The sequence below is a fragment of the Sinorhizobium fredii USDA 205 genome, from assembly GCF_001461695.1.
Classification (GTDB): domain Bacteria; phylum Pseudomonadota; class Alphaproteobacteria; order Rhizobiales; family Rhizobiaceae; genus Sinorhizobium; species Sinorhizobium fredii.
In genome coordinates this window covers 80,372-104,443 of record NZ_AUTC01000199.1, presented here as the reverse complement: position 1 = coordinate 104,443, position 24,072 = coordinate 80,372, and the positions used below count along the sequence as shown (strand labels likewise).

At 63.0% G+C, this 24,072-nt stretch carries 22 protein-coding genes and 1 pseudogene; 3 read left to right on the top strand and 20 right to left on the bottom strand.

Features of this window, described 5'->3' with window-relative positions; all coding sequences use genetic code 11:
- Nucleotides 1-2 precede the first annotated feature (2 nt).
- Nucleotides 3-836 carry a nucleoside triphosphate pyrophosphohydrolase gene (gene mazG, locus N181_RS29315; protein ID WP_014328164.1) on the top strand — a complete coding sequence of 278 codons (834 nt, stop codon included), beginning with the start codon at nucleotides 3-5 and terminating at the stop codon, nucleotides 834-836.
- A gap of 24 nt (nucleotides 837-860) precedes the next feature.
- On the opposite strand, the gene hflX is transcribed toward mazG, so the two are convergent.
- The 8 genes and pseudogenes from hflX to dusB all read right to left on the bottom strand — a co-directional run bounded on the left by hflX (nucleotide 861) and on the right by dusB (nucleotide 10,957).
- Entirely contained in the window at nucleotides 861-2,183 is a 1,323-nt protein-coding gene (gene hflX / locus N181_RS29310; RefSeq protein WP_014328163.1) for a GTPase HflX, read from the bottom strand.
- A gap of 81 nt (nucleotides 2,184-2,264) precedes the next feature.
- Entirely contained in the window at nucleotides 2,265-2,507 is a 243-nt protein-coding gene (gene hfq / locus N181_RS29305) for an RNA chaperone Hfq (protein WP_003535434.1), read from the bottom strand.
- A gap of 107 nt (nucleotides 2,508-2,614) precedes the next feature.
- Nucleotides 2,615-3,478 carry a D-amino-acid transaminase gene (locus N181_RS29300; protein ID WP_014328162.1) on the bottom strand — a complete coding sequence of 288 codons (864 nt, stop codon included), beginning with the start codon at nucleotides 3,476-3,478 and terminating at the stop codon, nucleotides 2,615-2,617.
- Nucleotides 3,479-3,492: 14 nt separating this feature from the next.
- Entirely contained in the window at nucleotides 3,493-4,857 is a 1,365-nt protein-coding gene (ntrX, locus tag N181_RS29295; RefSeq protein WP_014328161.1) for a two-component system response regulator NtrX, read from the bottom strand.
- Nucleotides 4,847-7,163, bottom strand: a pseudogene (locus N181_RS29290) (sensor histidine kinase NtrY-like). Before N181_RS29290 ends, ntrX begins: the two are co-directional and overlap by 11 nt.
- 163 nt (nucleotides 7,164-7,326) lie before the next feature.
- On the bottom strand, nucleotides 7,327-8,781 hold the full coding sequence (gene ntrC / locus N181_RS29285; RefSeq protein ID WP_012707855.1) for a nitrogen regulation protein NR(I): 1,455 nt from the start codon (nucleotides 8,779-8,781) through the stop codon (nucleotides 7,327-7,329).
- Nucleotides 8,778-9,932: a two-component system sensor histidine kinase NtrB gene (locus tag N181_RS29280; RefSeq protein WP_037393483.1), complete on the bottom strand. Its 1,155-nt coding sequence runs from the start codon at nucleotides 9,930-9,932 to the stop codon at nucleotides 8,778-8,780. The genes ntrC and N181_RS29280 overlap by 4 nt, the downstream gene beginning before the upstream one ends.
- The gene (gene dusB / locus N181_RS29275) at nucleotides 9,929-10,957 is read right to left on the bottom strand and encodes a tRNA dihydrouridine synthase DusB (RefSeq protein ID WP_080579998.1); all 1,029 of its coding nucleotides are present in this window, start codon (nucleotides 10,955-10,957) and stop codon (nucleotides 9,929-9,931) included. Before dusB ends, N181_RS29280 begins: the two co-directional genes overlap by 4 nt.
- Before the next feature lie 229 nt (nucleotides 10,958-11,186).
- Here dusB and N181_RS29270 point away from each other — a divergent pair, with 229 nt between their 5' ends.
- Together N181_RS29270 and N181_RS29265 are read left to right on the top strand one after the other, a co-directional pair.
- Nucleotides 11,187-12,401, top strand: a complete 1,215-nt coding sequence (locus tag N181_RS29270; protein WP_037393490.1) for a bifunctional 2-C-methyl-D-erythritol 4-phosphate cytidylyltransferase/2-C-methyl-D-erythritol 2,4-cyclodiphosphate synthase — start codon at nucleotides 11,187-11,189, stop codon at nucleotides 12,399-12,401.
- A complete protein-coding gene (locus tag N181_RS29265; protein ID WP_037393487.1) occupies nucleotides 12,401-12,898 on the top strand; it encodes a CinA family protein in 498 nt (165 codons plus the stop codon). Before N181_RS29270 ends, N181_RS29265 begins: the two co-directional genes overlap by 1 nt.
- On the opposite strand, the gene N181_RS29260 is transcribed toward N181_RS29265, so the two are convergent.
- The 12 genes from N181_RS29260 to N181_RS29205 form a co-directional block, all read right to left on the bottom strand.
- Entirely contained in the window at nucleotides 12,886-13,335 is a 450-nt protein-coding gene (locus N181_RS29260; protein WP_037393488.1) for a type II toxin-antitoxin system RatA family toxin, read from the bottom strand. The genes N181_RS29265 and N181_RS29260 overlap by 13 nt on opposite strands.
- Before the next feature lie 93 nt (nucleotides 13,336-13,428).
- The gene (locus tag N181_RS29255) at nucleotides 13,429-14,628 is read right to left on the bottom strand and encodes an NAD-dependent formate dehydrogenase (protein ID WP_060564112.1); all 1,200 of its coding nucleotides are present in this window, start codon (nucleotides 14,626-14,628) and stop codon (nucleotides 13,429-13,431) included.
- 249 nt (nucleotides 14,629-14,877) lie between these two features.
- Nucleotides 14,878-15,465 (bottom strand): P-loop NTPase family protein, encoded by a 588-nt coding sequence (locus N181_RS29250; protein WP_048655345.1) that lies wholly within the window; start codon nucleotides 15,463-15,465, stop codon nucleotides 14,878-14,880.
- Between the two features lie 103 nt (nucleotides 15,466-15,568).
- On the bottom strand, nucleotides 15,569-16,540 hold the full coding sequence (gene lipA / locus N181_RS29245) for a lipoyl synthase (RefSeq protein WP_014328152.1): 972 nt from the start codon (nucleotides 16,538-16,540) through the stop codon (nucleotides 15,569-15,571).
- A 132-nt stretch (nucleotides 16,541-16,672) separates the two neighbouring features.
- On the bottom strand, nucleotides 16,673-16,924 hold the full coding sequence (locus N181_RS29240; RefSeq protein ID WP_014328151.1) for a GlsB/YeaQ/YmgE family stress response membrane protein: 252 nt from the start codon (nucleotides 16,922-16,924) through the stop codon (nucleotides 16,673-16,675).
- A 75-nt stretch (nucleotides 16,925-16,999) separates the two neighbouring features.
- Nucleotides 17,000-18,445: a dihydrolipoyl dehydrogenase gene (gene lpdA / locus N181_RS29235; RefSeq protein WP_014328150.1), complete on the bottom strand. Its 1,446-nt coding sequence runs from the start codon at nucleotides 18,443-18,445 to the stop codon at nucleotides 17,000-17,002.
- Nucleotides 18,446-18,463: 18 nt separating this feature from the next.
- Complete coding sequence (locus N181_RS29230; protein ID WP_037400491.1) at nucleotides 18,464-19,045, bottom strand: GNAT family N-acetyltransferase; 582 nt, start codon at nucleotides 19,043-19,045, stop codon at nucleotides 18,464-18,466.
- A gap of 2 nt (nucleotides 19,046-19,047) precedes the next feature.
- Entirely contained in the window at nucleotides 19,048-19,689 is a 642-nt protein-coding gene (locus N181_RS29225; RefSeq protein ID WP_014328148.1) for an SGNH/GDSL hydrolase family protein, read from the bottom strand.
- Between the two features lie 57 nt (nucleotides 19,690-19,746).
- Nucleotides 19,747-21,075: a pyruvate dehydrogenase complex dihydrolipoamide acetyltransferase gene (locus N181_RS29220; protein ID WP_014328147.1), complete on the bottom strand. Its 1,329-nt coding sequence runs from the start codon at nucleotides 21,073-21,075 to the stop codon at nucleotides 19,747-19,749.
- 14 nt (nucleotides 21,076-21,089) lie between these two features.
- Nucleotides 21,090-22,457, bottom strand: a complete 1,368-nt coding sequence (locus tag N181_RS29215; RefSeq protein WP_014328146.1) for a pyruvate dehydrogenase complex E1 component subunit beta — start codon at nucleotides 22,455-22,457, stop codon at nucleotides 21,090-21,092.
- 17 nt (nucleotides 22,458-22,474) lie between these two features.
- Entirely contained in the window at nucleotides 22,475-23,521 is a 1,047-nt protein-coding gene (gene pdhA / locus N181_RS29210; RefSeq protein WP_014328145.1) for a pyruvate dehydrogenase (acetyl-transferring) E1 component subunit alpha, read from the bottom strand.
- Between the two features lie 137 nt (nucleotides 23,522-23,658).
- A complete protein-coding gene (locus tag N181_RS29205) occupies nucleotides 23,659-23,979 on the bottom strand; it encodes an FtsB family cell division protein (protein WP_014328144.1) in 321 nt (106 codons plus the stop codon).
- Between the last annotated feature and the right edge of the window lie 93 nt (nucleotides 23,980-24,072).

Genomic DNA, 24,072 nt, shown 5'->3' with positions numbered 1-24,072 from the left:
CGATGGAACCTTCTCGCGACATTCAACGCCTGATCGATATCATGGTCGCCCTTCGCGACCCGAAGACCGGCTGCCCGTGGGATATCGTCCAGACCTTCGAGACGATCAAGCCCTACACGATCGAGGAAGCCTACGAGGTCGCCGACGCGATCGAGCGCCATGACATGGACGACCTTTGCGACGAGCTCGGCGATCTGCTGCTGCAGGTGGTCTATCACGCACAGATGGCGGAGGAAGCTGGCGAATTCTCCTTCGGCGACGTGGTCGAAGCCGTCACACGCAAGATGATCCGCCGCCATCCGCATGTCTTTGCCCGCTCCGATGCCGATACGCCCGAGGCGGTCAAGCTGCAATGGGACGAGATCAAGCAGGCCGAGAAGGCCGACCGGCACGCGCGCCGCCTGCGGCGAGGCTCGCCGCTCGAGGAGCATTCCGGCCATCTCGGTTCCGTGCAGCGCAGCTTTCCGGCGCTGGTCGAGGCCCTGAAGCTCCAGGAGCGCGCCGCCAAGGTCGGCTTCGACTGGTCCGAACCCGCTCCAATCCTCGACAAGGTCGAGGAGGAAATCGGCGAGCTGCGCCAGGCGCTGAAAGATGGCGACCGACGCAAGGTCGCCGACGAGCTCGGCGATCTGATCTTCGCGCTCGTCAATATCGGCCGCCATGTCGGCACCGATCCGGAAATGGCATTGCGTGGCACCAACACGAAATTCCGGCGCAGGTTCAGCCATATCGAACAGCAACTGCAGGCGGGCGGCGAGACACTCGATGCCGCATCGCTGGAGCGCATGGAAGAACTCTGGCAGGCGGCAAAGGCGATCGAAAGGCAATTGACGTAGCGGCATGCCGTTACGTGAAGTCGATCACCAATCCTCTTCGGCGGGCTTTGGCCCGTTGCCCAGCCGCCTTTCGAGCTCGGCGGCCTCGGCCGCGGTCAAGCGCAGGTCGAGGCTGATCCTTCCGTCTTCGAGATCATCGCGGCCATCGACGATCGCGTGCTCATAGATCCAGGGCAAGAGCTGCAGCTGGTCCAACCCCAACGCGACAGTGCACTCGGTCATGACGCCGGAAAGCCGCCCGCCGATCTCAGCAAGCAGATCGGCAACGCCTTCGCCGGTGATCGCGGAAACGGCGATGGTGTTTTCGGCGCTCGCCGCTTTCTTCACCAGCGCCTCGCGCACCTCCGGTTCGAGCCTGTCTATCTTGTTCCAGACCTCCACGATACGCTCTGAGCCTTCCTTCTCGTCGATGCCGAGATCGGTAAGGATGCGCAGCACGTCGCTTGCCTGCGCCTGGTTGTCCGGATCCGAAAGATCGCGGACATGCAGGATCAGATCGGCTTCGAGCACCTCCTCCAGCGTTGCGCGGAAGGCCGCGACGAGGTGGGTCGGAAGGTCGGAGATGAAACCGACCGTGTCGGACAGAATGACCATCCGGCCATGCGGCAGCTTCAGGCGCCGAAGCGTCGGATCGAGCGTCGCAAAGAGCATGTCCTCGGCCAGTACGCCTGCACCGGTCATCCGGTTGAAGAGCGTCGATTTGCCGGCATTGGTGTAGCCGACCAGCGCGACGATCGGGTGGGGCACCTTCTTGCGCTTCGAACGATGCAGCTGGCGCGTGCGCCGCACCTGCTCCAGTTCGCGCTCCAGCCGAACGATCCGCTCCTGCAGGAGACGACGGTCCGCCTCGATCTGCGTTTCACCCGGGCCGCCCATGAAGCCTGCCCCGCCGCGCTGGCGCTCGAGGTGGGTCCAGCTTCGAACCAGCCGGCCCTTCTGGTAATTGAGGTGGGCCAGATCGACTTGAAGCGTGCCCTCCTTGGTGGAGGCGCGCCGGCCGAAAATCTCGAGAATGAGCCCCGTCCGGTCGATGACCTTGGCGTTCCATTCCTTCTCGAGATTGCGCTGTTGGACCGGCGTCAGAGGGTGATCGACGATGACCAGGCCCGCATCCTTCTCGTTCAGGATGTGACCGATCTCCTCGATCTTGCCGCTGCCGAGCAATGTGCCGGGTTTCGGCTGCGCGACGGAAACGATCGTGCCGTGCACAACGTCGAGATCGATGGCGAGCGCAAGCCCGGTCGCTTCTTCAAGCCGGCTTTCGTCCGAACGGGTGTTGGCCGTCGCCACTTCGGCGGCTGGCTTGCCCGTCTTCTTCAGAACCGGCACGACAACGACCGCGCGCATGTCATCGCGGCGCTTTTCAAGCTCCGGTATGATCGACGACGGCGATTTCGAATTGCGTTTGGTAATGGTCCTCAGGTCCCGTCAGGAGGCCGCTTCCTCATTCTCGAACATCTGCAAAGGCTGGCCCGGCATGATGGTCGAGATGGCGTGCTTGTAGACGAGCTGAGAATGGCCGTCACGGCGCAACAGGACACAGAAATTGTCAAAAGATGTCACGACACCCGTCAGTTTCACGCCATTGATAAGGAAAATGGTCAATGAAATCTTTTGCTTGCGAACCGTATTAAGAAAAAGATCCTGCAAGTTTTGAGAACGTTCCGCCATCGCGCCGCTTCTTTCTTATTTGCCGGCTTTGGCGCCGGTGCATTTTGTCAAATTTGCGATCCGAAGTGTCACAGAAGCCTTCCCCCGACACCTCTTCAAGTTTGGTATCAAATCGCCGTCTTTTCCGCAACGTCGAAAAAGGCTTCACGAATATTCTGTGCTATGCTTCCCGGATGGCCGTTGCCGATCGTCTTTCCATCGATTGAAACGACCGGAAAGCAGATGCTCGTCGCAGCCGTGACGAACACCTCCCGGGCGGCGAGCATTTCCTCGACGGAAAAGGCTCTCTCCTCGATCGTCAAGCCGAGCGGCTTCGCCACGTCCATCAACGTCGTGCGCGTGATGCCGCGCAGGATGCCGTGCTCGGCCGGGCGGGTGCGCAGCATTCCCTCGCCGTCAACGATCCAGACATTCGTCGCCGCTCCTTCTTTGACCATGCCGTCCGCATCGACGAAGATCGCCTCCTGCGCGCCGAGTTCCTTCGCCTTCTGGCGGGCGAGAACATTTGGAAGGAGCCCCACCGTTTTGATATCGACCCGGTCCCAGCGGTTCTCCAATACGGTTATCGCGGCGATGCCTTCGGCATTCTTCCGAGCGATCGCGGCGGCATCCGTCCGCTTGGCCGTGACGACGATCGAGGGCGGCGTGTCCTTCGCCGGGAAAACGTGATCGCGCCGGGCGACCCCCCGCGTCACTTGAAGATAGAAGAGCCCGTTGCCGACCCGGTTGCGGCGCAGCACCTCACGGATCACATGGATGAGCGCAGCCCGGCTCATCGGCCAGCCTATCCTGAGTTCGCTGAGCGATCGATCGAGGCGATCGAGGTGGCGGTTGAGATCGACGATAACGCCGTGACGCACTTCGCAGACTTCGTAGACGCCATCGGCAAATTGGAAGCCGCGATCCTCCACATGGATTGCGGCTTCGGAATGCGGCACATAGGCGCCGTTCACATAGGCGGTTCTCGGCATGGAGCTTCGTGGCCTCAGACGCCCAACGATTTCAGCTTGCGATGAAGTGCCGAGCGCTCCATGCCGACGAATTCGGCCGTGCGCGAAATGTTTCCGCCGAAGCGATTGATCTGGGCGATCAGATAATCCCGCTCGAACATTTCGCGGGCCTCCCGCAGCGGCAGCGTCATGATGTGCTGGTCGCCCTTGGCGGAAATCTTCGGCAGCGTGTCGCCCACCTCGCTCGGCAGCATGTCGGCACTGATCGGCGTATCCGGCCCGTCGCTGCGGGCGAGGATCATCAGGCGCTCGATGTTGTTGCGCAACTGCCGGATATTGCCGGGCCAGTCATGCGCCTGGAGCACGGCGAGAGCATCCTCGCCGATCTTGCGTGGACGGATGCCGGCATGTTCGCTCACCTGTCGCATGAACATGTCGACCAGGAAGGGGATATCTTCCCGCCGCTCCGCCAGCGCCGGAACACGCACCGGGATGACGGCCAGCCGGTGATACAGATCCTCCCGGAAGAGGCTATCCGCGATCATGTTTTCGAGGTTGTAGGCGGTCGAGGAAATGATGCGGACGTCCACCTTGACACGCTTGGAGCCGCCGACACGCTCGAACTGCTGATCGACGAGCACTCGCAGGATCTTGTTCTGCGTCTCGCGCGGCATCTCGCCGACCTCATCGAGATAGAGTATGCCGCCATGGGCTTCCTCCAGCGCACCCGTGCGCCGCGGTTGACCGGACGTGCCCTCGGTGCCGAAGAGCGCGATCTCCATGCGGTCCGGCGTGATGGCGGCCGCATTCAAGGCCACGAAGGGCCCGGTCGCGCGCGTCGACTTGCGATGGATCATGCGCGCCACCAGTTCCTTGCCGGAGCCGGAGGGTCCCTGGATCATGATGCGGCTGTTGGTCGGGGCAACCTTTTCGATCGTCTGGCGCAGTTGCGAGACCGCGACCGAGGTGCCGATGAGTTCCACCGGATCGCCGGACCTCTTCTTCAACTCGGAGACCTCGCGCTTGAGCTTGGAGTTCTCCAAAGCCCGCTCGGCAATCAGGATCAGCCGGTCGGCCTTGAACGGCTTCTCGATGAAGTCGTAAGCGCCGCGCTTGATCGCCGAAACGGCCGTCTCGATGTTGCCGTGGCCGGAGATCATCACCACCGGCAGGTCCGGATGACGGCCCTTGATCTCGTCGAGCAGCGCCAGCCCGTCCAGCCGGCTGCCCTGCATCCAGATGTCCAGGAAGACGAGCCGCGGCACGCGGTCGTTTATCGCCGCGAGCGCGCTGTCGCTATCGAAAGCCGTCCGTGTCTCATGGCCCTCGTCCGAGAGGATGCCCGAGACGATCTCGCGGATATCTTCCTCATCATCCACAACCAGAATGTCAGCCGCCATTGGTATTACCCTTATCCTTCACAGTCTCATCGCCCCCGGTTTCGCCGGCGAGCGGCAGGATCACGCGGATCATCGCCCCGACGCCGCCGTCGAAATCCGCCGGTGCATCGTGCAATTCCAATTGTCCGCCATGGTCCTCGATGATCTTCTTGACGATCGCGAGACCGAGCCCCGTGCCTTTCTCGCGCATCGTCATGTACGGCTCGAGAATCCGGTGCCGGTTCTCGGTCGGCAGCCCCTTGCCGTTGTCGATGACATCGACCACGAAGCGGCCCGTGGCATCGTCGCGACGGGAGCGCACCAAAATCCTGGGCGCGCCGCGCGCCGCCTCGGCCGGGACAGCATCGATCGCCTCCACCGCATTCTTGACGATATTGCCGAAGGCCTGGCCGAGCATGCGGCCGTCGAACTGGCCCTCGAGCGCCTCATCGCCGAAATCGCGAATGAAGGTGATGTGGCTGTTGCCCATCTCGCGCAGGAAGACGGCATCCTTGAGGATTGCGCGCAGGTCGGACATTTCCTTCGTCGGTTTCGGCATGCGCGCGAAGGCCGAGAACTCGTCGACCATCCGGCCGATGTCTTCCACCTGGCGCACGATCGTATCGGTGCACTGGTCGAAGACGGCCCTGTCCTCCTGGTCGATCTGCTTGCCATAGCGCCGTTTCAGGCGCTCGGCCGAAAGCTGGATCGGCGTCAGCGGGTTCTTGATCTCATGCGCGATGCGCCGGGCCACGTCCGCCCAGGCCGTCGACCGCTGGGCAATGACCAGGTCGGTGATGTCGTCGATGGTGATGACGTAGGAGCCGAGCGACCCCTCGCCCTCCTCACGCGTCACCTGAACGTTCAGCGTGCGCTCGGTTCCGCCGCGCATGATGTTGATCTGTTTGCGGTAGTCGTTGCGATAGCGGCTTTCCGCCTCGACCAGCACTTCCTCGATCTCCGGCGCCACCTCGCGCAGGCTCGCGCCGAGCAGTCCCGGAGCCGATTTTCGCAGGAATTCCTCCGACGAGGGATTGGCGATCGTGATGCGCCGGTCCCGGCCGACACCGATCACGGCCGCCGTGACGCCGGAAAGCACCGCTTCGATGAAGCGGCGGCGCTGATCGACCTCGTCCTTGGCGACAAGGATCTGGTCCTGCTGCGTCCGGATCTCGCTGACCATCTTGTTGAAAGTGCGCGACAGGTTGCCGACGTCGCCGTCGACGGCGCGCACCGGCACGACGACGTCGAGATTGCCGGAGGCGACGCTGTCCGCCGCGCCGATCAGCTGCCGGATCGGACGAACGATGCGGTCGGCAACGGCAATGGCGTCCAGATTGCCGCCAAGAGCACGATCAGCGCAAAGCCGATATAAAGAACGCCAAAGGCGATCTGCAACGAGGTGCGCCCCGCCTCGAGCGCCTTGTACTCGGCGGTGTTCTCCTCCATCAGCCGCATGGAGCGCATGACTTCGGGATCGACGTTTCGAAGCGTGTAGAGGTAGATCCCGGGGAAATTCTCGAGCGGAACGACCGCGCCCACCAGATTCGTCACCCCCGGGGGGATGAGCGTCGGCTGGCCGGCGACCGTGCTTTTCAACGCGTCCTGCGGGATGGCGGGCAAGGGCCGCTCGGTGGAGATATTGGCCTGGAGGATGGCACTGCCGTCGGCGCGAACGAGGAATGCCCCGAGCATGCCGCGTCCCCTCGCCTGCCGCGTCATCAGTTCGGTGAAGCCGGTGCGGTCGAGGGCGTAGAGCTGCCGGTTGCGCTCGAGGTCATTGGCCATCGAAACCGTCTGCCCCTGGAGATAGCTGGCATTCTCGAGAACATAGGCCTGGGCGACGTTCAGCGAGGAGCGCACGATCGCCTGGGTGCGCAGCGAGAACCAGCGGTCGAGGCCGACGTCGAGGGTGATGCTGGCAAAGATCGCGACGAGGATCGCCGGTGTTATCGCGACGATCGAGAATAGGGCGACGATGCGCACATGCAGCCGCGCCGCGGCCCTGCCCTTGCTGCGGGCGCGAAGCAGCCTGATGATTTCGCGAGCGATGAGATAGATCAGTCCGACGACGAAGACGCCGTTGACGCCGGCGCAGGCGATGACGATGTTTCGTTCCGGCCGGACCGGGGTGAGGCCGAGGAGGACGAGCAGCGACAGGGTGGCGCAGACCAGCGCACCGGTGGCCAGCATCAGGCCCGGGAACGCGAAGGAGGCTCGCCGATCCTGGGCAGCCGCAACACCCTCCTCCGTGCCCAATGGCAAGGCCATTCCATCCACCATGAAAAAAGCTTCCCCCAAAACCGGCGCCCCGAAGACACCGGCACCCGCCTGCAATTCCGGACCAAGATCTTGAACGTGCCGGCCGGACGGACGCCGGCATTCACCGCGTCACGCGAGCCGCCTTGCCCAGGTGCAGATCGAATCGACCGCCCTATGAGCCCTTCAAGCAACGCATTGTGGCGAAAATGCAACGGTGTTGCAAAGCAGTCAAGCGGTGCGTGAGCTCCGATAGACCGAGACGCCCAACTCCCGGATCTTCTTGCGGAGCGTATTGCGGTTGAGCCCGAGGAGATCGGCAGCCTTGATCTGGTTGCCGCGCGTCGCCGTCAGCGCCGCGAGAATCAACGGATACTCCATTTCCGCAAGCACGCGGTCATAGAGGCCCGTCGGCGGCAGCGCTTCGCCGAAGCTTGCGAAATACTGCCGCATGTTCTCTTCGACCGCCTGGGAAATCGACATCGAGCCTGGACGCGCCGCGGCCTTGTCGATCGGGCTGTCCGGCACCTCCGAACGCAGTTCGTTCTCGATGATCTCGCGGGTGATCACATCCTGTGGATAAAGTGCGGTCAGGCGGCGTACGAGGTTCTCGAGTTCGCGAACATTTCCGGGCCAGGGATGGGCCTTCATCAGTTCCAGCGCCTCCTGGTCGAAGCGCTTGACGTCGAGCCCCTCCTTTTCGGCCTGCTGGACGAAATGCCGAACGAGATCGGGAATATCCTCGGCACGGTCGCGGAGCGGCGGCAGGCGCAGCGGCACGACGTTCAGGCGATAGTAAAGGTCCTCGCGGAAAAGACCCTGGTTGATCGACTGTTTCAGGTCCTTGTTCGTCGCCGCGACGATGCGCACGTCAGAGCGGATCGGCGTGCGGCCGCCGACAGTCGTATATTCGCCCTGCTGCAGGACGCGCAGGAGGCGCGTCTGTGCATCCATCGGCATATCGCCGATTTCGTCGAGAAAGAGCGTTCCGCCCTCGGCCTGCTCAAAGCGGCCGGTGGAGCGCGTCTGGGCGCCGGTGAACGCCCCCTTCTCATGACCGAACAACTCCGATTCGATGAGGTCGCGGGGGATCGCCGCCATGTTGATAGCGACGAATGGACCGTTTCGGCGTTTGCCGTAGTCATGCAGGGCGCGGGCGACCAGTTCCTTGCCGGTTCCCGATTCGCCGGTGATCATCAGCGTCAGGTCGGTCTGCATCAGCCGGGCCAGCACGCGGTAGATTTCCTGCATGGCGGCGGAGCGGCCGACCAGCGGCATGCCGTCCTGCGAATCGTCGTCCAGCTTGGAGGGCCGGCGTTTCGGCTCGGCGAGCGCCCGTCCGATGATGCCGATCAGCTCGGTCAGGTCGAAGGGCTTCGGCAGGTAATCGTAGGCGCCCTTCTCCGAAGCCTTGATGGCGGTCATGAAGGTGTTCTGCGCGCTCATCACCAGGACCGGCAGGTCTGGTCGGGCCTTCTTGATCCGCGGCAGGAGATCGAAGGCATTCTCGTCCGGCATTACGACATCGGTCACGACCAGGTCGCCGTCGCCGGCAGCGATCCAGCGCCAGAGAGTCGCGGCATTCGATGTGATGCGCACATCGTATCCGGCACGACTCAGGGCCTGGTTGAGCACGGTGCGAATGGCTGCGTCGTCATCCGCGACAAGGATCGTGGCGCCGGTCATGCATTGGTTCCTTTTGTCATCGGAGTTACGTCGTCTGCCGCCCGTCCCTTGGAGGCCGGCATCAGAACGCGAAAGGTCGTGCGGCTGTGCTGGCTGTCGCACTCGACGATGCCGCCATGGCCACCAATGATCTTGGCCACCAGCGCCAGCCCAAGGCCCGAGCCATTCGTTTTCGTCGTGATGAACGGGTCGAAGAGATGCGGCAGCAGGTCGGAGGGCACGCCCGGCCCGTTGTCGTGGACGCAGAATTCCAGCGGAAGCGAGATCTTTTCGCGCGTTCCCGCCACCGAGAGCCGGATGCCCGGGCGGTAGGCGGTCGTCAGCATGATCTCGCCTTCGGGCCGATCGCCGATCGCCTCGGCGGCGTTCTTGACCAGGTTGAGGAATACCTGGACGAGCTGGTCGCGGTTGGCGTAGACCGACGGAAGCGAGGGGTCATAGTTTTCGGAGATCTTGATGTTGCGGGCAAAGCCCGCCTTGGCGACCGCCTTCACGTGGTCGAGGACGGAATGGATGTTGAGCGGCACGCGGTCAACCGGCCGCTCGTCCGAAAACACCTCCATGCGATCGACGAGTGAGACGATGCGGTCGGTCTCGTCGCAGATCAGCCGCGTCAGCGCCCGATCCTCGTCATTGGCCGAGGTTTCGAGCAGCTGCGCCGCGCCCCTTATGCCGGATAGCGGGTTCTTGATCTCGTGGGCGAGCATCGAGGCGAGCCCCGTCACCGAGCGCGCGGCGGCGCGATGGGTGAGCTGCCGGTCGATCTTGTCGGCCATCGAGCGTTCCTGAAAGACGATCACCACGGATCCCGGCTGCGACAGCACCGGCGCCACGTAGAGGTCGACAAGCTTGTCGGCGCCAAGGCGCGGCGAGCTCAGATCGACCCGGTATTCGTTGACCGGCGCGCGCCGCTCGCGCACCTGTTCGATGAGCGTCAGGAGCGGGCTGCCGAAGGGAATGAAGGCGCTGATATCGTGACGGGCCAGATGGTTGGCGCTCGCCCCGAAGAACGACTCCGCCTCCCAATTCGCGAAGGCCACATGGCCGTTCTCGTCGACGAGAATGACCGGGTTCTGTATGGCGTTCAGTACAGCCATCGACAGGTCGTTTGCGGCTTCCGCCGATTCCGGGGCCATTGCCTTTTCGGTCATGCCGCTATCTCCCCCCTCATCGGCTCCACGCCGGAGCAAGCAATCGCGGCCGCGACCCGATCGCTCACAAGTTCCATGTCCTTTGACATCAGGATCTCTGCCTTTTGCGCGGCGGGCAGGCCCGGCGCGAAGCGCTCGAGATACCAGCCGACATGCTTGCGGGCATGGCGAAGACCGATCTCCGAGCCGTAGAAGTCGAGCATCATCGCGTAGTGTTCGACGAATATGGCTGCGATTTCCGCTGCATCCGGTCCATCTGCGGCACCGGCCAGCACGCCCGCATGCCACGGCCGACCCTGGCACGAGCGGCCCACCATGACGGCGTCGGCACCCGAGCGACGCAGGATTTCCACGGCATCGGTTATCGTGTCGACGTCGCCGTTGGCGATCAGTGGAATGGAAATCACGTCGCGAACCGCGCGGATCGCATCCCAATCCGCCTTTCCCGTATAGAATTGCATACGGGTTCGGCCGTGAATGGTGATCGCCTGCACACCCGCTTCCTCGGCCCGGCGCGCGATCAGCGGCGCATTGATGGAATTCTCGTCCCAGCCCAACCGCATCTTCAGCGTCACCGGGACGCGGACGGCCTTGACCGTCGCCTCGATCAGCGAGAGAGCATGATCCGGGTCGCGCATCAGCGCCGAGCCGGAATAGCCGCCGGTGACCTTCTTTGCCGGGCAGCCCATGTTGATGTCGACGATGTCGGCGCCATTGGCCTCGACGATTTTCGCCGCCTCCGCCATCCAGTGGGCCTCTCGCCCAGCAAGCTGCACGATGTGGGGATCGATCCCGGAATTCCTTAGCCGCGCCCAGGATTCGGCGGCATTGCCGACCAGTTCGCGACTGGCGACCATTTCCGTCACGACAAATCCGGCGCCGAAGCGCCAGGCGAGCATGCGGAAAGGCAAATCGGTCACACCGGACATCGGCGCGAGCGCCACCCGATTGCGGATTTTAATATTCCCGATCCGGAGAGACGATGACAGGGCCGATGGTGGCAAATGCATATCTTTCAGGCACATAATTATGATGCACTATTTTTAGACATTGTTGTTCGGCTTGCCAAGCGATTTCCGCGCGCCGGACAAAATTCCTTGAAGCGCGTCGGCACGCTTCAAATCCTTTCCATGCAGGTCGATCGCCCCCTACCGTTGCAGGCTTTTGGGCGATATGCACAGATGGCTGGCAATGACGGAACCTTCGCGGTACATGACGGCGGAGATTGGCGAATTGCGGGACCCCATACAGAAAATGCAACCGAAAGAACAGTTCTCCTGTGGCGTCGTCGTCGTCGCGGCCGGCCGCGGCGAGCGCGCCGGCCAATCGGCAGAAGGCCCGAAGCAGTACCGCACGATCGGCGATCGCCCCGTTATCGCCCATACACTTGACGTTTTCGCGACATGGCCGAGCATCGGACCGGTCGTCGTCGTCATCCATCCGGACGATGAGGCGCTTCTCGCCGCGGCGATCGGGCGGATGTCCTGCCCGATCGCGGTGTCGGTGGTTCACGGCGGTGCGACGCGGCAGCTCTCGGTTCTTGCCGGTCTTGAAGCGCTCGCCAATACCGGCGCGCGGCACGCGATGATCCAGGACGCCGTGCGCCCGTTCATCGACCATGCCCTGCTCGACCGTTGCCGCACGGCGCTCGAAGGCGGGGCCGAGGCGGTGCTGCCGGCAATCGCCGTCGCCGACACGCTGAAACGGGCGGCAGACGGCCGCCTCGTCGAGGAGACGGTGCCCAGGACCGGCCTCTATGCCGCCCAGACGCCGCAATGTTTCCGCCTCGAGTCAATCCTTTCCGCCCATCGGGCAGCAAGTGCCAGCGGCCGGAGCGACTTTACCGACGACGCATCCATCGCCGAATGGGCGGGCATCCCGGTCGTGCTCGTCGAAGGGTCGCCGGACAACGTCAAGCTCACCCTTCAGAGAGACATATCGATGGCCGATGAAAGGCTGACCCACCACGCAATCCCGGATGTGCGCACCGGCAACGGCTATGACGTGCACCAGCTCGTCGAGGGCGACGGCGTCACGCTTTGCGGCGTTTTCATACCGCATGACCGCAAGCTCTCCGGCCATTCCGACGCGGACGTCGCCTTGCATGCCTTGACCGACGCGCTGCTCGCCACCTGCGGCGCCGGCGACATCGGCGACCATTTCCCGCCTTCCGATCCGCAATGGAAGGGCGCACCCTCGCGCATCTTCCTGGAGCATGCCGCACGAATCGTGCGCGAGCACGGCGGCATCATCACCAACGCGGACATTTCGCTGATCGCGGAAGCGCCTAAGGTCGGCCCGCATCGCCAGCAGATGCGCGAGAGCCTCGCCGCCATGCTCGACATTGCGCTCGACCGCTGCTCGGTCAAGGCGACGACCAACGAGACGCTCGGCTTCGTCGGGCGCAGGGAAGGCATCGCGGCAATCGCCACGGCAACGGTCGTCTATGGGCCGGGGACCAAGGCCTGATGTGGCCGGCCGACATCGAAGCGACGGCGCGCGCCATCATTGCCGACTTCACCGCGCGCGGGCTGAAAATCGCTACGGCCGAATCCTGCACCGGCGGCTTGATCGCCGCTGCGCTGACCGAAATTGCCGGCTCGTCCTCCGTCGTCGACCGCGGCTTCGTCACCTATTCCAACGAGGCGAAAATCGAGATGCTCGGCGTTGACGCCGCGACGCTCGCGGCCCACGGCGCGGTCTCCCGCGAAACGGCCGCGGAAATGGCGCGGGGCGCCATCTCCCGCTCCGGTGCCGATCTCGCGGTCGCGGTGACGGGCATTGCGGGGCCAAGCGGCGGCTCGGCCGAGAAGCCGGTCGGGCTTGTCCACCTCGCTGCGGCGGGGCGGTCGGGCAATCTTCTTCTCCGCGAGATGCGCTATGGCGATATCGGTCGCGATGCGGTGCGCCTGGCAACGGTGACAACGGCGCTCAATCTCCTCAGGGAGATCGCTCAGGCACCGTAGATCACGTCAGCGCGTTTCTCGAAGGCCTCTGAAAACATGCGGAAAGCGCGATCGAACATGGAGCCCATCAGGGCGCCCAGAATGCGGCTCTTGAACTCGTAGTCGATGTAGAAATGGACAATCGACTGGTTCTCGCTAACCGGCTCGAACCGCCAGACGTTATCGAGATACTTGAACGGCCCCTCGATGTAATTGACGTCGATCATCCGCTCGGCCGGCTTTAGCAGCACCTGCGTCGTAAACGTCTCGCGGATCGCCTTGTAGCCGACCGTCATGTCAGCAAGCAGCAAGACCTTGCCGTCGCGTTCCTTGCGCGAGCGCACGCTCAGCGCCTCGCAAAGCGGCAAGAACTCCGGATAGCGCTCGACATCGGCGACGAGGTTGAACATCTCTTCGGCCGAGTGCTTGACGACGTGGTTGGTTTCGAAATGCGGCATGATTTCGAGTTAAGGCCGCGACGCGAGAAGATCAAGAAGCAGGTGCATTTGTGCCTTCATAATTGCAACCACCCGAAGCGACAGTGCCACCGCTTAGGTCTTGAAACGGGCCGCCTCCTCAGACCCGCGGGTCGCATCCCCCGCGCTATAAGAATGCGCACCGGCGCCGGCGAGCTTGCCGCCTGCGACGATCAGATATTCCTCGCGGATCGGCCGGCCTTCGAACCAGCATTCCAGAATCTCTCGCGTGCCGGCCGCATAGCGCGCTTGGGCGGATAGCGACGAACCCGAAATATGCGGGGTCATGCCGTGATGGGGCATCGACCTCCACGGATGGTCCTTGGGCGGCGGCTGCGGGAACCATACGTCGCCGGCATAGCCGGCGAGTTGACCGCTCTCGAGCGCCCGCGCAACGGCATCGCGATTGCAGATCTTGCCGCGCGCCGTGTTCACCAGATAGGCGCCGCGTTTCATTTTGGCAATCACCGCATTGTCAAAGAGGTTTTCGGTCTCCGGATGGAGCGGCGCGTTGATCGTGACGACATCGCAGACGGGCACCATGTCTGCCGCAGTTTTGTGGAACGTAACGGCGAGCTCCTGCTCGACTGCCTCAGGGAGGCGGTGGCGATCGGTGTAGTGCAGCTTGACGTCGAACGGCTTCAGCCGGCGCAGCACCGCGCTGCCGATCCGCCCGGCGCCAACCGTGCCGATCGCCATGCCCTCGATGTCGTAGGAGCGTGCGACGCAGTCGGCGATGTTCCAGCCGCCTTTCACGACCCACTGGTAGGAGGGGATATAATTCCGCGCCAGGCTGAGGATCATCATGACCACATGTTCGGACACGCTGATCGAGTTGCAGTAGGTCACCTCGGCGACCGTCATGCCGCGGTCTATCGCGGCCTGAAGATCGACATGGTCCGAGCCGATGCCGGCGGTGATCGCGAGTTTCAGCTTGCTCGCCTTGGCGATCCGCTCGGCGGTCAGGTAGGCCGGCCAGAAAGGTTGCGATATCACGATGTCGGCGTCGACGAGCTCACGTTCGAAGACGCTGTCTGGACCATCCTTGTCCGACGTCACCACCAGGCTATGCCCCTGGCCTTCGAGGAACGTCCTCAAGCCGAGCTCGCCGGAGACGCTGCCGAGGAGCGTACCCGGCTGAAAATCAATAGCCTTCGGTGTGGGAAGCGTCTGGCCGCCGGGGAAGCTCTCAAGCTTCGGCAGCCCATCCCGCGCATAGGCGTTGGGAAACCCCTCGACCGGATCGTCATAGAGGACGCAAACGACCTTTGCCATTTCCATCTCCCTTCAGTGGAAGCGAAGAGGAAGGCAGGTGACTCCTTCAAAGCCGGTCAATGCGGACGAACAGCAGGGCGATATGCTCTGTTGAATTATCTGTGGCCAGCAGGGTCGCTCCTGGCGCTCCCACCTTCTTAAATTCGTACCACTCCCAAGAAGGTGGAGAAGCCGGACACGGTTTCAAGTAGCGCCAAATGTCGCATGGGACAGAAACTCCGGACAGGGCTCGACATCGAGCTCGACCATCTATTCGGCCGAATGTTTGACGACGTGGTTGGTTGCAAAATCCGAGTTAGGACTGCGGCCGAGAAAATCGAGGAGAAGTCGCATTTGTGCCCGGCTTCTTATCTGCAAGACGGGAACGCAGTGCTCCTTGAGGCCCGCGACAATTATCGGCGCGTACCTGCGTTCGAATGTCCATATGTAGCGCACAAACTCCCAGTTCACTCGTTCGGGGCAGCCGTCGGCCATTTCCGGCCGCGCTTGTCCGCGCCATTGCAGCCAACGGCGTAAGGCTCCCGATAGGCAAAGCAGACGCGGCATCCGGACCCAAATGACAATCTCTGTGCGCGGCAGTCTCAGGTCGAAGCTCGATGAATTGGTTCCGTCCATGATCCATTCCGGCTCGTCGATCCTGGCCGTGATCATTGCCCTTTGTTCTGCACGCGGCCTCGAAACCCAACCGGGTAGCCAGAAAAACTCTCGGTCCATCGAGACGAAAGGCAGCGCGAATCGTGTGGAGAGCCACCGCGCCAATGTGGTCTTGCCGCCGCCCGAGCAGCCGATGACCAGAATCCGTCTCGCCCGCACGAGAAGAGAGACCGCCTGCGTCATGTCGGTCAGATCGTTCACCGGTCCCACCTCGACAAACCACGACGTCAAAAAACCGCGACGTTCAGATGCCGCGGCTGCTTTTCCTTCAGCGATGGCCGGCGGACTAATCCGCTGCGGCCAGCAGCTTCTTCTCCCGCGCCGCCTTCAGCCGCGCGAAATCGTCGCCGGCGTGATGCGACGAACGGGTCAGCGGGCTCGACGCGACCATCAGGAAGCCCTTGGTGTAGGCGACCGTCTCGTAGGACTTGAACTCATCGGGCGTCACGAAGTTCTCGACCTTGTGGTGCTTGCGGGTCGGCTGCAGGTACTGGCCGATCGTCAGGAAGTCGACGTCGGCGGTGCGAAGATCGTCCATCAGCTGCAAGACCTCGTTCCGCTCCTCGCCGAGGCCGACCATGATGCCGGACTTGGTGAACATCGTCGGATCGAGTTCCTTCACCCGCTGCAGCAGGCGGATCGAATGGAAATAGCGCGCCCCCGGGCGCACCGTCAGATAGTTCGACGGAACGGTTTCGAGATTGTGGTTGAAGACGTCCGGCTTGGCGGCGACGACCCGCTCGAGCGCGCCGGGCTTTCTCAAGAAGTCCGGCGTCAGGATCTCGATCGTCGTCATGGGCGAGGCCTCGCGGATCGCGAAGATCACCTTCTCGAAGTGCTCCGCGCCGCCGTCCTCGAGGTCGTCGCGGTCGACCGAGGTGATGACGACGTGGCTCAATCCCATCTGCTTGACCGCCTTGGCGACGTTCTCGGGCTCTTCGAGATCGAGCGCGTTCGGCTTGCCGGTCGAGACATTGCAGAAGGCGCAGGCACGCGTGCAGATCTCGCCCATGATCATGAAGGTGGCGTGCTTCTTGTCCCAACATTCGCCGATGTTCGGGCAGCCGGCCTCCTCGCAGACGGTGACGAGCTTGTTGCTCTTCACGATCGAGCGCGTCTCCTGATAGCCCTTCGAGGTCGGCGCCTTCACCCGGATCCAGTCCGGCTTGCGCAGCACTTCCGTGTCCGGCCTGTGTGCCTTTTCCGGGTGGCGGACGCGTTGAGCCCGATCCGAGACCGCGTCGAAAACCGTTACCATCTGTCTTCCTTCATCGCATCGAGCAAGCGGCCGAGGGCCGTTGGTTTTTCGATCTATATAAACAGCCGGACATGAAAAGTCAGGCCACCATTTGCATGGCAGCCTGACCGCTATTGGATGGCGGGTGTATCCCTATCCGCGGACGGCGCGCCCTGCGGCGATCAGCAGGCAGGCGCCAATGAAGCCGACGACCAGATAGGCGATCCAGCCGGTATAGGCCATGCCGAAGGCCGCCAGGATGAAGTTCAAGACGACCGCGCCGATGATGCCGAGAATGATGTTCATGAACAGGCCCATTTGGCTGTTCATGAATTTCTCCGCCAGCCAGCCGGCCAGTCCACCGATGATGATCGCTGCCAAAATACCCACGCCGTTCATGCTCATGATGACCTCCGCGCGCTGAAGATGCTACGCAATCACTGCGTGAGTATACCGCAAGTTCCGGACGGCCGCACGTCATCAGGCGTTCAGCACTTTTCCGTAGGCGTCGAGCACGCTTTCCTTCATCATTTCCGAGAGTGTCGGATGCGGGAAGATCGTGTGCATCAGCTCTTCCTCGGTGGTCTCCAGGTTCATGGCGACGACGAAACCCTGGATGAGTTCGGTCACCTCGGCGCCGACCATATGAGCGCCGAGCAGTTCGCCGGTCTTCTTGTCGAAGATCGTCTTGATCAGGCCCTGGTCTTCGCCGAGCGCGATCGCCTTGCCGTTGGCGCCGAAGCTGTAGCGGCCGACGCGGATGTCGCGGCCGAGCTCCTTGGCTTTTGCCTCGGTAAGGCCGACGGAGGCCACCTGCGGGTCGCAGTAGGTGCAGCCCGGGACCTTGCCCTTGTCGAGCGCATGGACGCCCGGGACGCCGGCGATCTTCTCGACGCAGATCACGCCCTCGTGTTCGGCCTTGTGCGCCAGCATCGGCGGGCCGGCGACATCGCCGATCGCATAGACGCCGGCGACGTTGGTCTTGCCATAACCGTCGGTGACGATGCAGCCGCGGTCGGTCTTGATGCCGAGCGCCTCGAGCCCGAGGTTCTCGATATTGCCCTGAACACCGACGGCCGAGATCAGGCGGTCTGCCTTGATCGGCGTTGTCTTGCCGTCCTTCGTCTCGACATGCGCCGTGACGTCGTTAGCGCCCTTTTCGACCTTGGTGACCTTGGCGTCCGTGAAGATCTTCATGCCGCGCTTCTCGAGCAGCTTGCGGGCAAGGGCGGAAATCTCGGCATCCTCGACCGGCATTACCTGCGGCAGGAGCTCGACGACGGTGACATCGACGCCCATCGAGAGGTAGAAGCTTGCGAATTCGATGCCGATCGCGCCGGAGCCCATGACGACCATCGACTTCGGCAGTTCCTCGGGCTTCATCGCCTCGAAATAGGTCCAGATCAGCTTGCCGTCCGGTTCGATGCCGGGCAGCGCGCGCGGCCGTGCGCCGGTCGCAATGATGATGTGCTTGGCCGTGTAGGCGCCCTCGCCCTTCACGCCCTTCGGAACCGGATTCTGCGGCTGGACGGCCGGCTTCGACGGCGCACCGACGACGATCTCGCCGGGCTTGGTCAGCTTCGCCTCGCCCCAGATCACGTCGATCTTGTTCTTTTTCATGAGGAAGGCGACGCCGCCGTTCAGCCGTGCCGAAACGCCGCGCGAGCGGGCGACGACATCCTTGACATTGGCGGTCATCTTGCCTTCGAGCGTCAGGCCGTAATTCTTGGCATGGTTGGCATGGTCGAGGATCTCGGCGGAGCGCAGCAGCGCCTTGGTCGGGATGCAGCCCCAGTTCAGGCAGATGCCGCCCAGATGCTCGCGCTCGACGATCGCCGTCTTCAAGCCCAGTTGCGCCGAGCGGATGGCGGTGACATAGCCGCCCGGGCCCGAACCGATAACGATGACGTCGTAATTCTCAGCCATGTGTTTCCTACCTTTGTTTCAAGCGACCTTGCGGGTGAAGAGCACCCAATCATGTTTCCTGCTGTCTTCGAAGAGCGGCACGGCCTCGGCGCGCGTCACCTCTTCGAAGCCGTTCCTCTTATAGAGCGCCTGTGCCTTTTCGTTGTGGCTCTCGGTGATCAGGCTCACCAGCGCCCCGCCGGCGCGGACAAATTCATTTTCGAGCAGCGCCAGGCCAATCCCCTTGCCGCGATGCGCCGTGTAGACGCCGAGGCTGTCGATGAACCAGTGGCCGACAATCTCTCTCTGAAGGGCAAGCAGCGGTCCGAGCACCGGGTGCTTCGGCTCGATCTCCGTCACCGACGCATCGATCCCGTAGGACACCGAAACGCCGACGACTTCCTCTTCGAGGACGGCGACCACCGCGTCGCGCCACGTCCCCAAGCCGCTATCCTGGCGCAGCCTGTTGCGGCCGTGCTCGAAAGCGGTTTCCGCCGATCCGCTCAAGACGCCGCCGTACCACAGCCAAGAGGCAAAGCCGTGCGAGGCGATATCGACGAGGACCGCCAGTTCCGCCGCCTCGCTTCGTCGTGCGGGCCTCAAGGTTGCGACAGCCGCCATCATCAAAGCCCGAGCATCATCCGGACGACCGGCTCCACGCCGCGACCGATCGCGCGGGTATTCTCGGCGTCGAGATGTACCCCATCGAGCGGCGTCGTCCGGGCGACCGACCCGGCGTCGAAGAAACCGCAGTCGACTTCGTCGGCGAGATCGCGATAGAGCGACGCCAGCATTGCCGACTGCTCGACGCCGCCGGCAAACATGGCGGCAAAGGCGCCGTTGGCGGTTTCGCAAAGCGGCGGCGGCGAGACGACGAGGATATCCGGCCCCTCCTCCGTCTCTACGGGCCAATCATGCCGGCGGACCAGACGAACGAGACGCTCGATGCCCTTGACCGCGCCGAAGGCCGTGCCGTGGATTATCGGCTTCATGTCGTTCGAGCCGAGCATGAAGATGATGAGATCGAGCGGCGCGTGGCTGTGCAGCACGGTCGGAAGGACACGCGCGCCGTTGCGGTCGCAATCGGCGAGGTGATCGTCATAGGCCGTGGTGCGGCCGTTCAGCCCCTCGGCGATGACGTTGACGCCGACGCCGAGCGCTTTCTGAAGCAAGGTCGGCCAGCGATCTTCCAGGGCATGGCGACCCGCGTTGCTCGCGTCATAGCCCCAGGTCAGACTGTCACCGTAGCAAAGGACTGTCTTCATCTGCCCACTCGCATGTCAGGGAGAGGACGGACCGGCGTGATGCCGGTCCGGTTCGCATCAGACGAGCATGCCCATCGGGTTTTCGATGTAGCGCTTGAAGGCCCCGAGCAGTTCGGCGCCGAGCGCACCATCGACGCAGCGATGGTCGGTCGAGAGCGTGACGGTCATCATGTTGGCGACGACCATCTCCTTGTTCTTGACGATGACCCGTTCCTCGCCGGCACCGACCGCGAGGATCGTCGCATGCGGCGGGTTGACGACGGCCGCGAAGTTCTTGACGCCCATCATCCCCATATTGGAAACCGCCGTGGTACCGCCCTGGTATTCCTCGGGCTTCAGCTTGCGCTCCTTGGCGCGCTTGCCGTAGTCCTTCATCTCGTTGGAGATGGCCGAAAGGCTCTTCAACTCCGCCTGGCGGATGATCGGCGTGATCAGCCCGCCCGGGATCGACACAGCAACGCCGACATCGGCGTGCTTGTGCTTGACCATGTTCGTGTCGGTCCAGGAGACGTTCGCATCCGGAACGTCACGCAGCGCCAGCGCCAGCGCCTTGATCACCATGTCATTGACCGAGAGCTTGTAAACCGGCTTGCCGTCCTTTTCGGGGGCAGCCGCATTGAGCTGGGCACGCAGCGCCAGCAGCGCATCGAGCTGGCAATCGAGAGAGACGTAGAAGTGCGGGATCGTCTGCTTCGATTCCTGCAGGCGCTTGGCAATCGTCTTGCGCATGCCGTCATGCGGGACGAGCTCGTAGGAGCCCGGCTCGAAGAGCTTCAGGACGGCATCCTCGGACATGCCCTTGGCGAGCGGTGCCGCGGCCGGTGCCTGAGCGGCAGCCGGTGCTGCGGCCGGTTTGGCCGTGCCGCCGGAGACCGCAGATTCCACATCCTTCTTGACGACGCGGCCGTAAGGGCCGGAACCGGCAATTGCGGAGAGGTCGATGCCCGCTTCCTTGGCAAGACGACGGGCCAGGGGCGAGGAGAAGACGCGTTTGCCCTCACCCGCAGCCTGTGCCGGAGCAGCGGGGGCTGCGGCCGGTGCAGGTGACGCGGCGGGCGCTGCAGGAGCAGCTGCTTCCGCCTTGGCGGCGGACGCCGGCGCGGCAGCGCCATTGCCGCCCTTGGCCGCGGTTGCGACGTCCTCGCCGTCCGCGGCCAGAACCGCGATCAAGGCATTGACCTTGACGCCTTCGGTGCCGGCCGGAACGACGATCTTGGCGACGGTGCCCTCATCGACGGCTTCGACTTCCATCGTCGCCTTGTCAGTTTCGATCTCGGCGATGACGTCGCCGGACTTGACCTTGTCGCCTTCCTTGACCAGCCACTTGGCGAGATTGCCTTCTTCCATGGTCGGCGAGAGGGCAGGCATTGTGATGTTGATTGGCATCGAACGTCCCTCTCTTATTTGTAGCAGACGGCTTTCACCGCCTCGACGACTTCGGCGACGTTCGGCAAAGCGAGCTTTTCAAGGTTGGCCGCATAGGGCATCGGCACATCCTTGCCGGCGACCGTCAGGATCGGCGCATCGAGATAGTCGAAGGCCTGCTGCATGACGCGGGTGGCGATCTCGGTGCCGACGGAGGACTGCGGGTAGCCTTCCTCGACTGTGACGAGGCGGCCGGTCTTCTTGACTGATTCGATGACGGTCGGCAGGTCCATCGGACGGATGGTGCGAAGGTCGATGATTTCGACATCGATGCCCTGCGCCTCGAGCTCGGCGGCAGCCTTGACCGCATAGGTCATGCCGATGCCGAAGGAGACGATCGTCGCGTCCTTGCCGACGCGGTGGATCCGCGCCTTGCCGATCGGCAGGACGAAATCGTCAAGCTTCGGCACTTCGAAGGACTGGCCGTAGAGGATTTCGTTTTCGAGGAAGATCACCGGGTTCGGGTCGCGGATGGCGGCCTTCAGCAGGCCCTTCGCATCCGCGGCCGTGTAAGGCATGACGACCTTCAGGCCCGGAATGTGGCTGTACCAGGCGGCATAGCACTGCGAGTGCTGGGCGGCGACGCGGGCCGCTGCCCCGCTCGGTCCGCGGAAGACGATCGGCGCACCCATCTGGCCGCCGGACATGTAGAGCGTCTTGGCGGCCGAGTTGATGATATGGTCGATCGCCTGCATGGCGAAGTTGAAGGTCATGAACTCGACGATCGGCCGCAAGCCGGTCATCGCCGCACCGACGCCGATACCGGCAAAGCCATGCTCGGTGATCGGCGTGTCGACAACCCGACGCGGGCCGAATTCCTGCAACAGGCCCTGGGTGATTTTGTAGGCGCCCTGGTATTCGGCGACCTCCTCACCCATGACGAAGACGTCGTCATCGGCGCGCATTTCTTCGGCCATCGCGTCGCGCAGCGCTTCGCGGACGGTGATCGTCACCATTTCCGTCCCGGCCGGGATCGCCGGATCGGACGGGATTTCCGCTTTCGGCTGGGCGGCGACGGGGGCCGCAGCCGGTGCCGGAGCTTCTGCCGCTGCCGGCTTCGGCGCTTCCGTCTTGGCACTCGCGATGTCGCCGGCGGCCTCGCCGTCCTGGAGCAGCACGGCGATCGGCGTGTTGACCTTGACGCCTTCGGTGCCGGCGGCGATCAGCAGCTTGCCGATCGTGCCTTCATCGACGGCTTCGACCTCCATCGTCGCCTTGTCGGTCTCGATCTCTGCGATGACGTCGCCCGAGGCCACCTTGTCACCCTCGTTCTTCAGCCACTTGGAGAGCGTGCCTTCCTCCATCGTCGGGGAAAGGGCAGGCATGAGAATTTCTACTGGCATATTGGTCCCTCCCCGGATCAAAGCAGGATGTCGGTATAGAGCTCGGCTACATCCGGCTCCGGATCAGACTGGGCAAAATCGGCGCTGTCCGCCACGATGTCGCGAACCTCCTTGTCGACCTGCTTCAGTTCGTCCTCGCTCGCCCAGCCCTTTTCGACAAGGCGGGCCTTCACCTGCTCGATCGGATCATGCTCCGAGCGCATCTTCTGCACTTCATCCTTCGAGCGATATTTCGCCGGGTCGGACATCGAGTGGCCGCGGTAGCGGTAGGTCAGCATCTCGAGGATGATCGGCCCCTTGCCGGAGCGGCAATGTTCGACGGCCTCGTCGGCCGCAGCCTTGACGGCGCGCACGTCCATGCCATCGACCTGATAGCCCGGAATGCCAAAGGAAGCGCCGCGCTGCGAAAAATCGGTCTGTGCCGAAGCGCGCGACACGGAGGTACCCATCGCGTAACGGTTGTTCTCGACGATGTAGATCACCGGCAGCTTCCAGAGCGCCGCCATGTTGAAGCTCTCGTAGACCTGGCCCTGGTTGGCGGCGCCGTCACCGAAATAGGCGAGGCTGACATTGTCGTTGCCGCGATACCTGTTGGCGAAGGCAAGGCCTGTGCCGAGCGATACCTGCGCGCCGACGATGCCGTGGCCGCCGTAAAAATGCTTTTCCTTGGAGAACATGTGCATCGAGCCGCCCTTCCCCTTGGAAAGGCCGCCGCGGCGACCGGTGAGTTCGGCCATCACGCCGCGGGCGCTCATGCCGCAGGCCAGCATATGGCCGTGATCGCGGTAACCGGTGATGACCTGGTCGCCCTCTTTCAGCGCCAGCTGCATGCCGACGACGACAGCTTCCTGACCGATATAAAGGTGACAGAAGCCGCCGATGAAACCCATGCCGTAAAGCTGGCCGGCCTTCTCCTCGAAACGCCGGATCAGCAGCATTTCGCGGTAGGCCTTCAGTTCAGCTTCTTTGGAAAATTCGGCGATCGTGCCGCCGGCGAAGTCCTTCTTGGCCGGCTTGGCAGCGGCCTTGCGGCTGGAGACGGACGCGGTTTTTCGCGGTGCCATTCATTCCTCCCAATGGTTAGCCTTTGGTGGGCTACCATAGGGAAAGAAGAGCGCCTCAGCAATGCCATATTTGCATGGCTATCATTCCGCTTAATACGCTGATTTTAAAGCGTTATTTTTAATTAACTGAATTTCAGTTAATTCGCCGGCCGATGAAAAATGACGATCTCATCGCTGCGCGACATGTTGAGCGCGAGGCGAGCCTTCTCATCCAGCATGTCTCTTTCCAACGAACCGTCACTCATCAGCTCGACCTCCTTTTCCAGGATTTGCCGCTTCTGAGTGAGCTCGTCGAGCCGTGCCTGCCGCTCGGCGATCTGGCGGTCAAACTCCTCCGTCGCCGTCAAGCCGTAACCGCCATGGATCGAATGATAGCCGAAGTAAGACAGAAAGGCGACCGCGATCACCGGCACTACCAGCCGCCCCAGTCTCCGCTTCTTGTGATGCCGTGTCCACATCGTCAATGCCCTGCTACGCAATACCAAGGCAGACTAGCGGCGATTGATTAACCGACCGTTGACCATGAAGGGCAAGGAAAAGGAAACCCGCCT

What these genes read in the sequence shown, in the direction of transcription:
- hfq (WP_003535434.1), bottom strand. Translation starts at nt 2,507, where the DNA reads ATGGCGGAACGTTCTCAAAACTTGCAGGATCTTTTTCTTAATACGGTT.
- N181_RS29215 (WP_014328146.1), bottom strand. Translation starts at nt 22,457, where the DNA reads ATGCCAGTAGAAATTCTCATGCCTGCCCTTTCCCCGACGATGGAGGAA.
- dusB (WP_080579998.1), bottom strand. Translation starts at nt 10,957, where the DNA reads ATGTGCCTGAAAGATATGCATTTGCCACCATCGGCCCTGTCATCGTCT.
- N181_RS29265 (WP_037393487.1), top strand. Translation starts at nt 12,401, where the DNA reads ATGTGGCCGGCCGACATCGAAGCGACGGCGCGCGCCATCATTGCCGAC.
- N181_RS29280 (WP_037393483.1), bottom strand. Translation starts at nt 9,932, where the DNA reads ATGACCGAAAAGGCAATGGCCCCGGAATCGGCGGAAGCCGCAAACGAC.
- N181_RS29255 (WP_060564112.1), bottom strand. Translation starts at nt 14,628, where the DNA reads ATGGCAAAGGTCGTTTGCGTCCTCTATGACGATCCGGTCGAGGGGTTT.
- pdhA (WP_014328145.1), bottom strand. Translation starts at nt 23,521, where the DNA reads ATGGCACCGCGAAAAACCGCGTCCGTCTCCAGCCGCAAGGCCGCTGCC.
- mazG (WP_014328164.1), top strand. Translation starts at nt 3, where the DNA reads ATGGAACCTTCTCGCGACATTCAACGCCTGATCGATATCATGGTCGCC.
- ntrX (WP_014328161.1), bottom strand. Translation starts at nt 4,857, where the DNA reads ATGGCGGCTGACATTCTGGTTGTGGATGATGAGGAAGATATCCGCGAG.
- N181_RS29250 (WP_048655345.1), bottom strand. Translation starts at nt 15,465, where the DNA reads ATGACGCAGGCGGTCTCTCTTCTCGTGCGGGCGAGACGGATTCTGGTC.
- lpdA (WP_014328150.1), bottom strand. Translation starts at nt 18,445, where the DNA reads ATGGCTGAGAATTACGACGTCATCGTTATCGGTTCGGGCCCGGGCGGC.
- hflX (WP_014328163.1), bottom strand. Translation starts at nt 2,183, where the DNA reads ATGCGCGCGGTCGTTGTCGTGCCGGTTCTGAAGAAGACGGGCAAGCCA.
- N181_RS29260 (WP_037393488.1), bottom strand. Translation starts at nt 13,335, where the DNA reads ATGCCGCATTTCGAAACCAACCACGTCGTCAAGCACTCGGCCGAAGAG.
- lipA (WP_014328152.1), bottom strand. Translation starts at nt 16,540, where the DNA reads ATGGTAACGGTTTTCGACGCGGTCTCGGATCGGGCTCAACGCGTCCGC.
- N181_RS29230 (WP_037400491.1), bottom strand. Translation starts at nt 19,045, where the DNA reads ATGGCGGCTGTCGCAACCTTGAGGCCCGCACGACGAAGCGAGGCGGCG.
- N181_RS29300 (WP_014328162.1), bottom strand. Translation starts at nt 3,478, where the DNA reads ATGCCGAGAACCGCCTATGTGAACGGCGCCTATGTGCCGCATTCCGAA.
- N181_RS29225 (WP_014328148.1), bottom strand. Translation starts at nt 19,689, where the DNA reads ATGAAGACAGTCCTTTGCTACGGTGACAGTCTGACCTGGGGCTATGAC.
- N181_RS29220 (WP_014328147.1), bottom strand. Translation starts at nt 21,075, where the DNA reads ATGCCAATCAACATCACAATGCCTGCCCTCTCGCCGACCATGGAAGAA.
- N181_RS29270 (WP_037393490.1), top strand. Translation starts at nt 11,187, where the DNA reads ATGCAACCGAAAGAACAGTTCTCCTGTGGCGTCGTCGTCGTCGCGGCC.
- N181_RS29205 (WP_014328144.1), bottom strand. Translation starts at nt 23,979, where the DNA reads ATGTGGACACGGCATCACAAGAAGCGGAGACTGGGGCGGCTGGTAGTG.
- ntrC (WP_012707855.1), bottom strand. Translation starts at nt 8,781, where the DNA reads ATGACCGGCGCCACGATCCTTGTCGCGGATGACGACGCAGCCATTCGC.
- N181_RS29240 (WP_014328151.1), bottom strand. Translation starts at nt 16,924, where the DNA reads ATGAGCATGAACGGCGTGGGTATTTTGGCAGCGATCATCATCGGTGGA.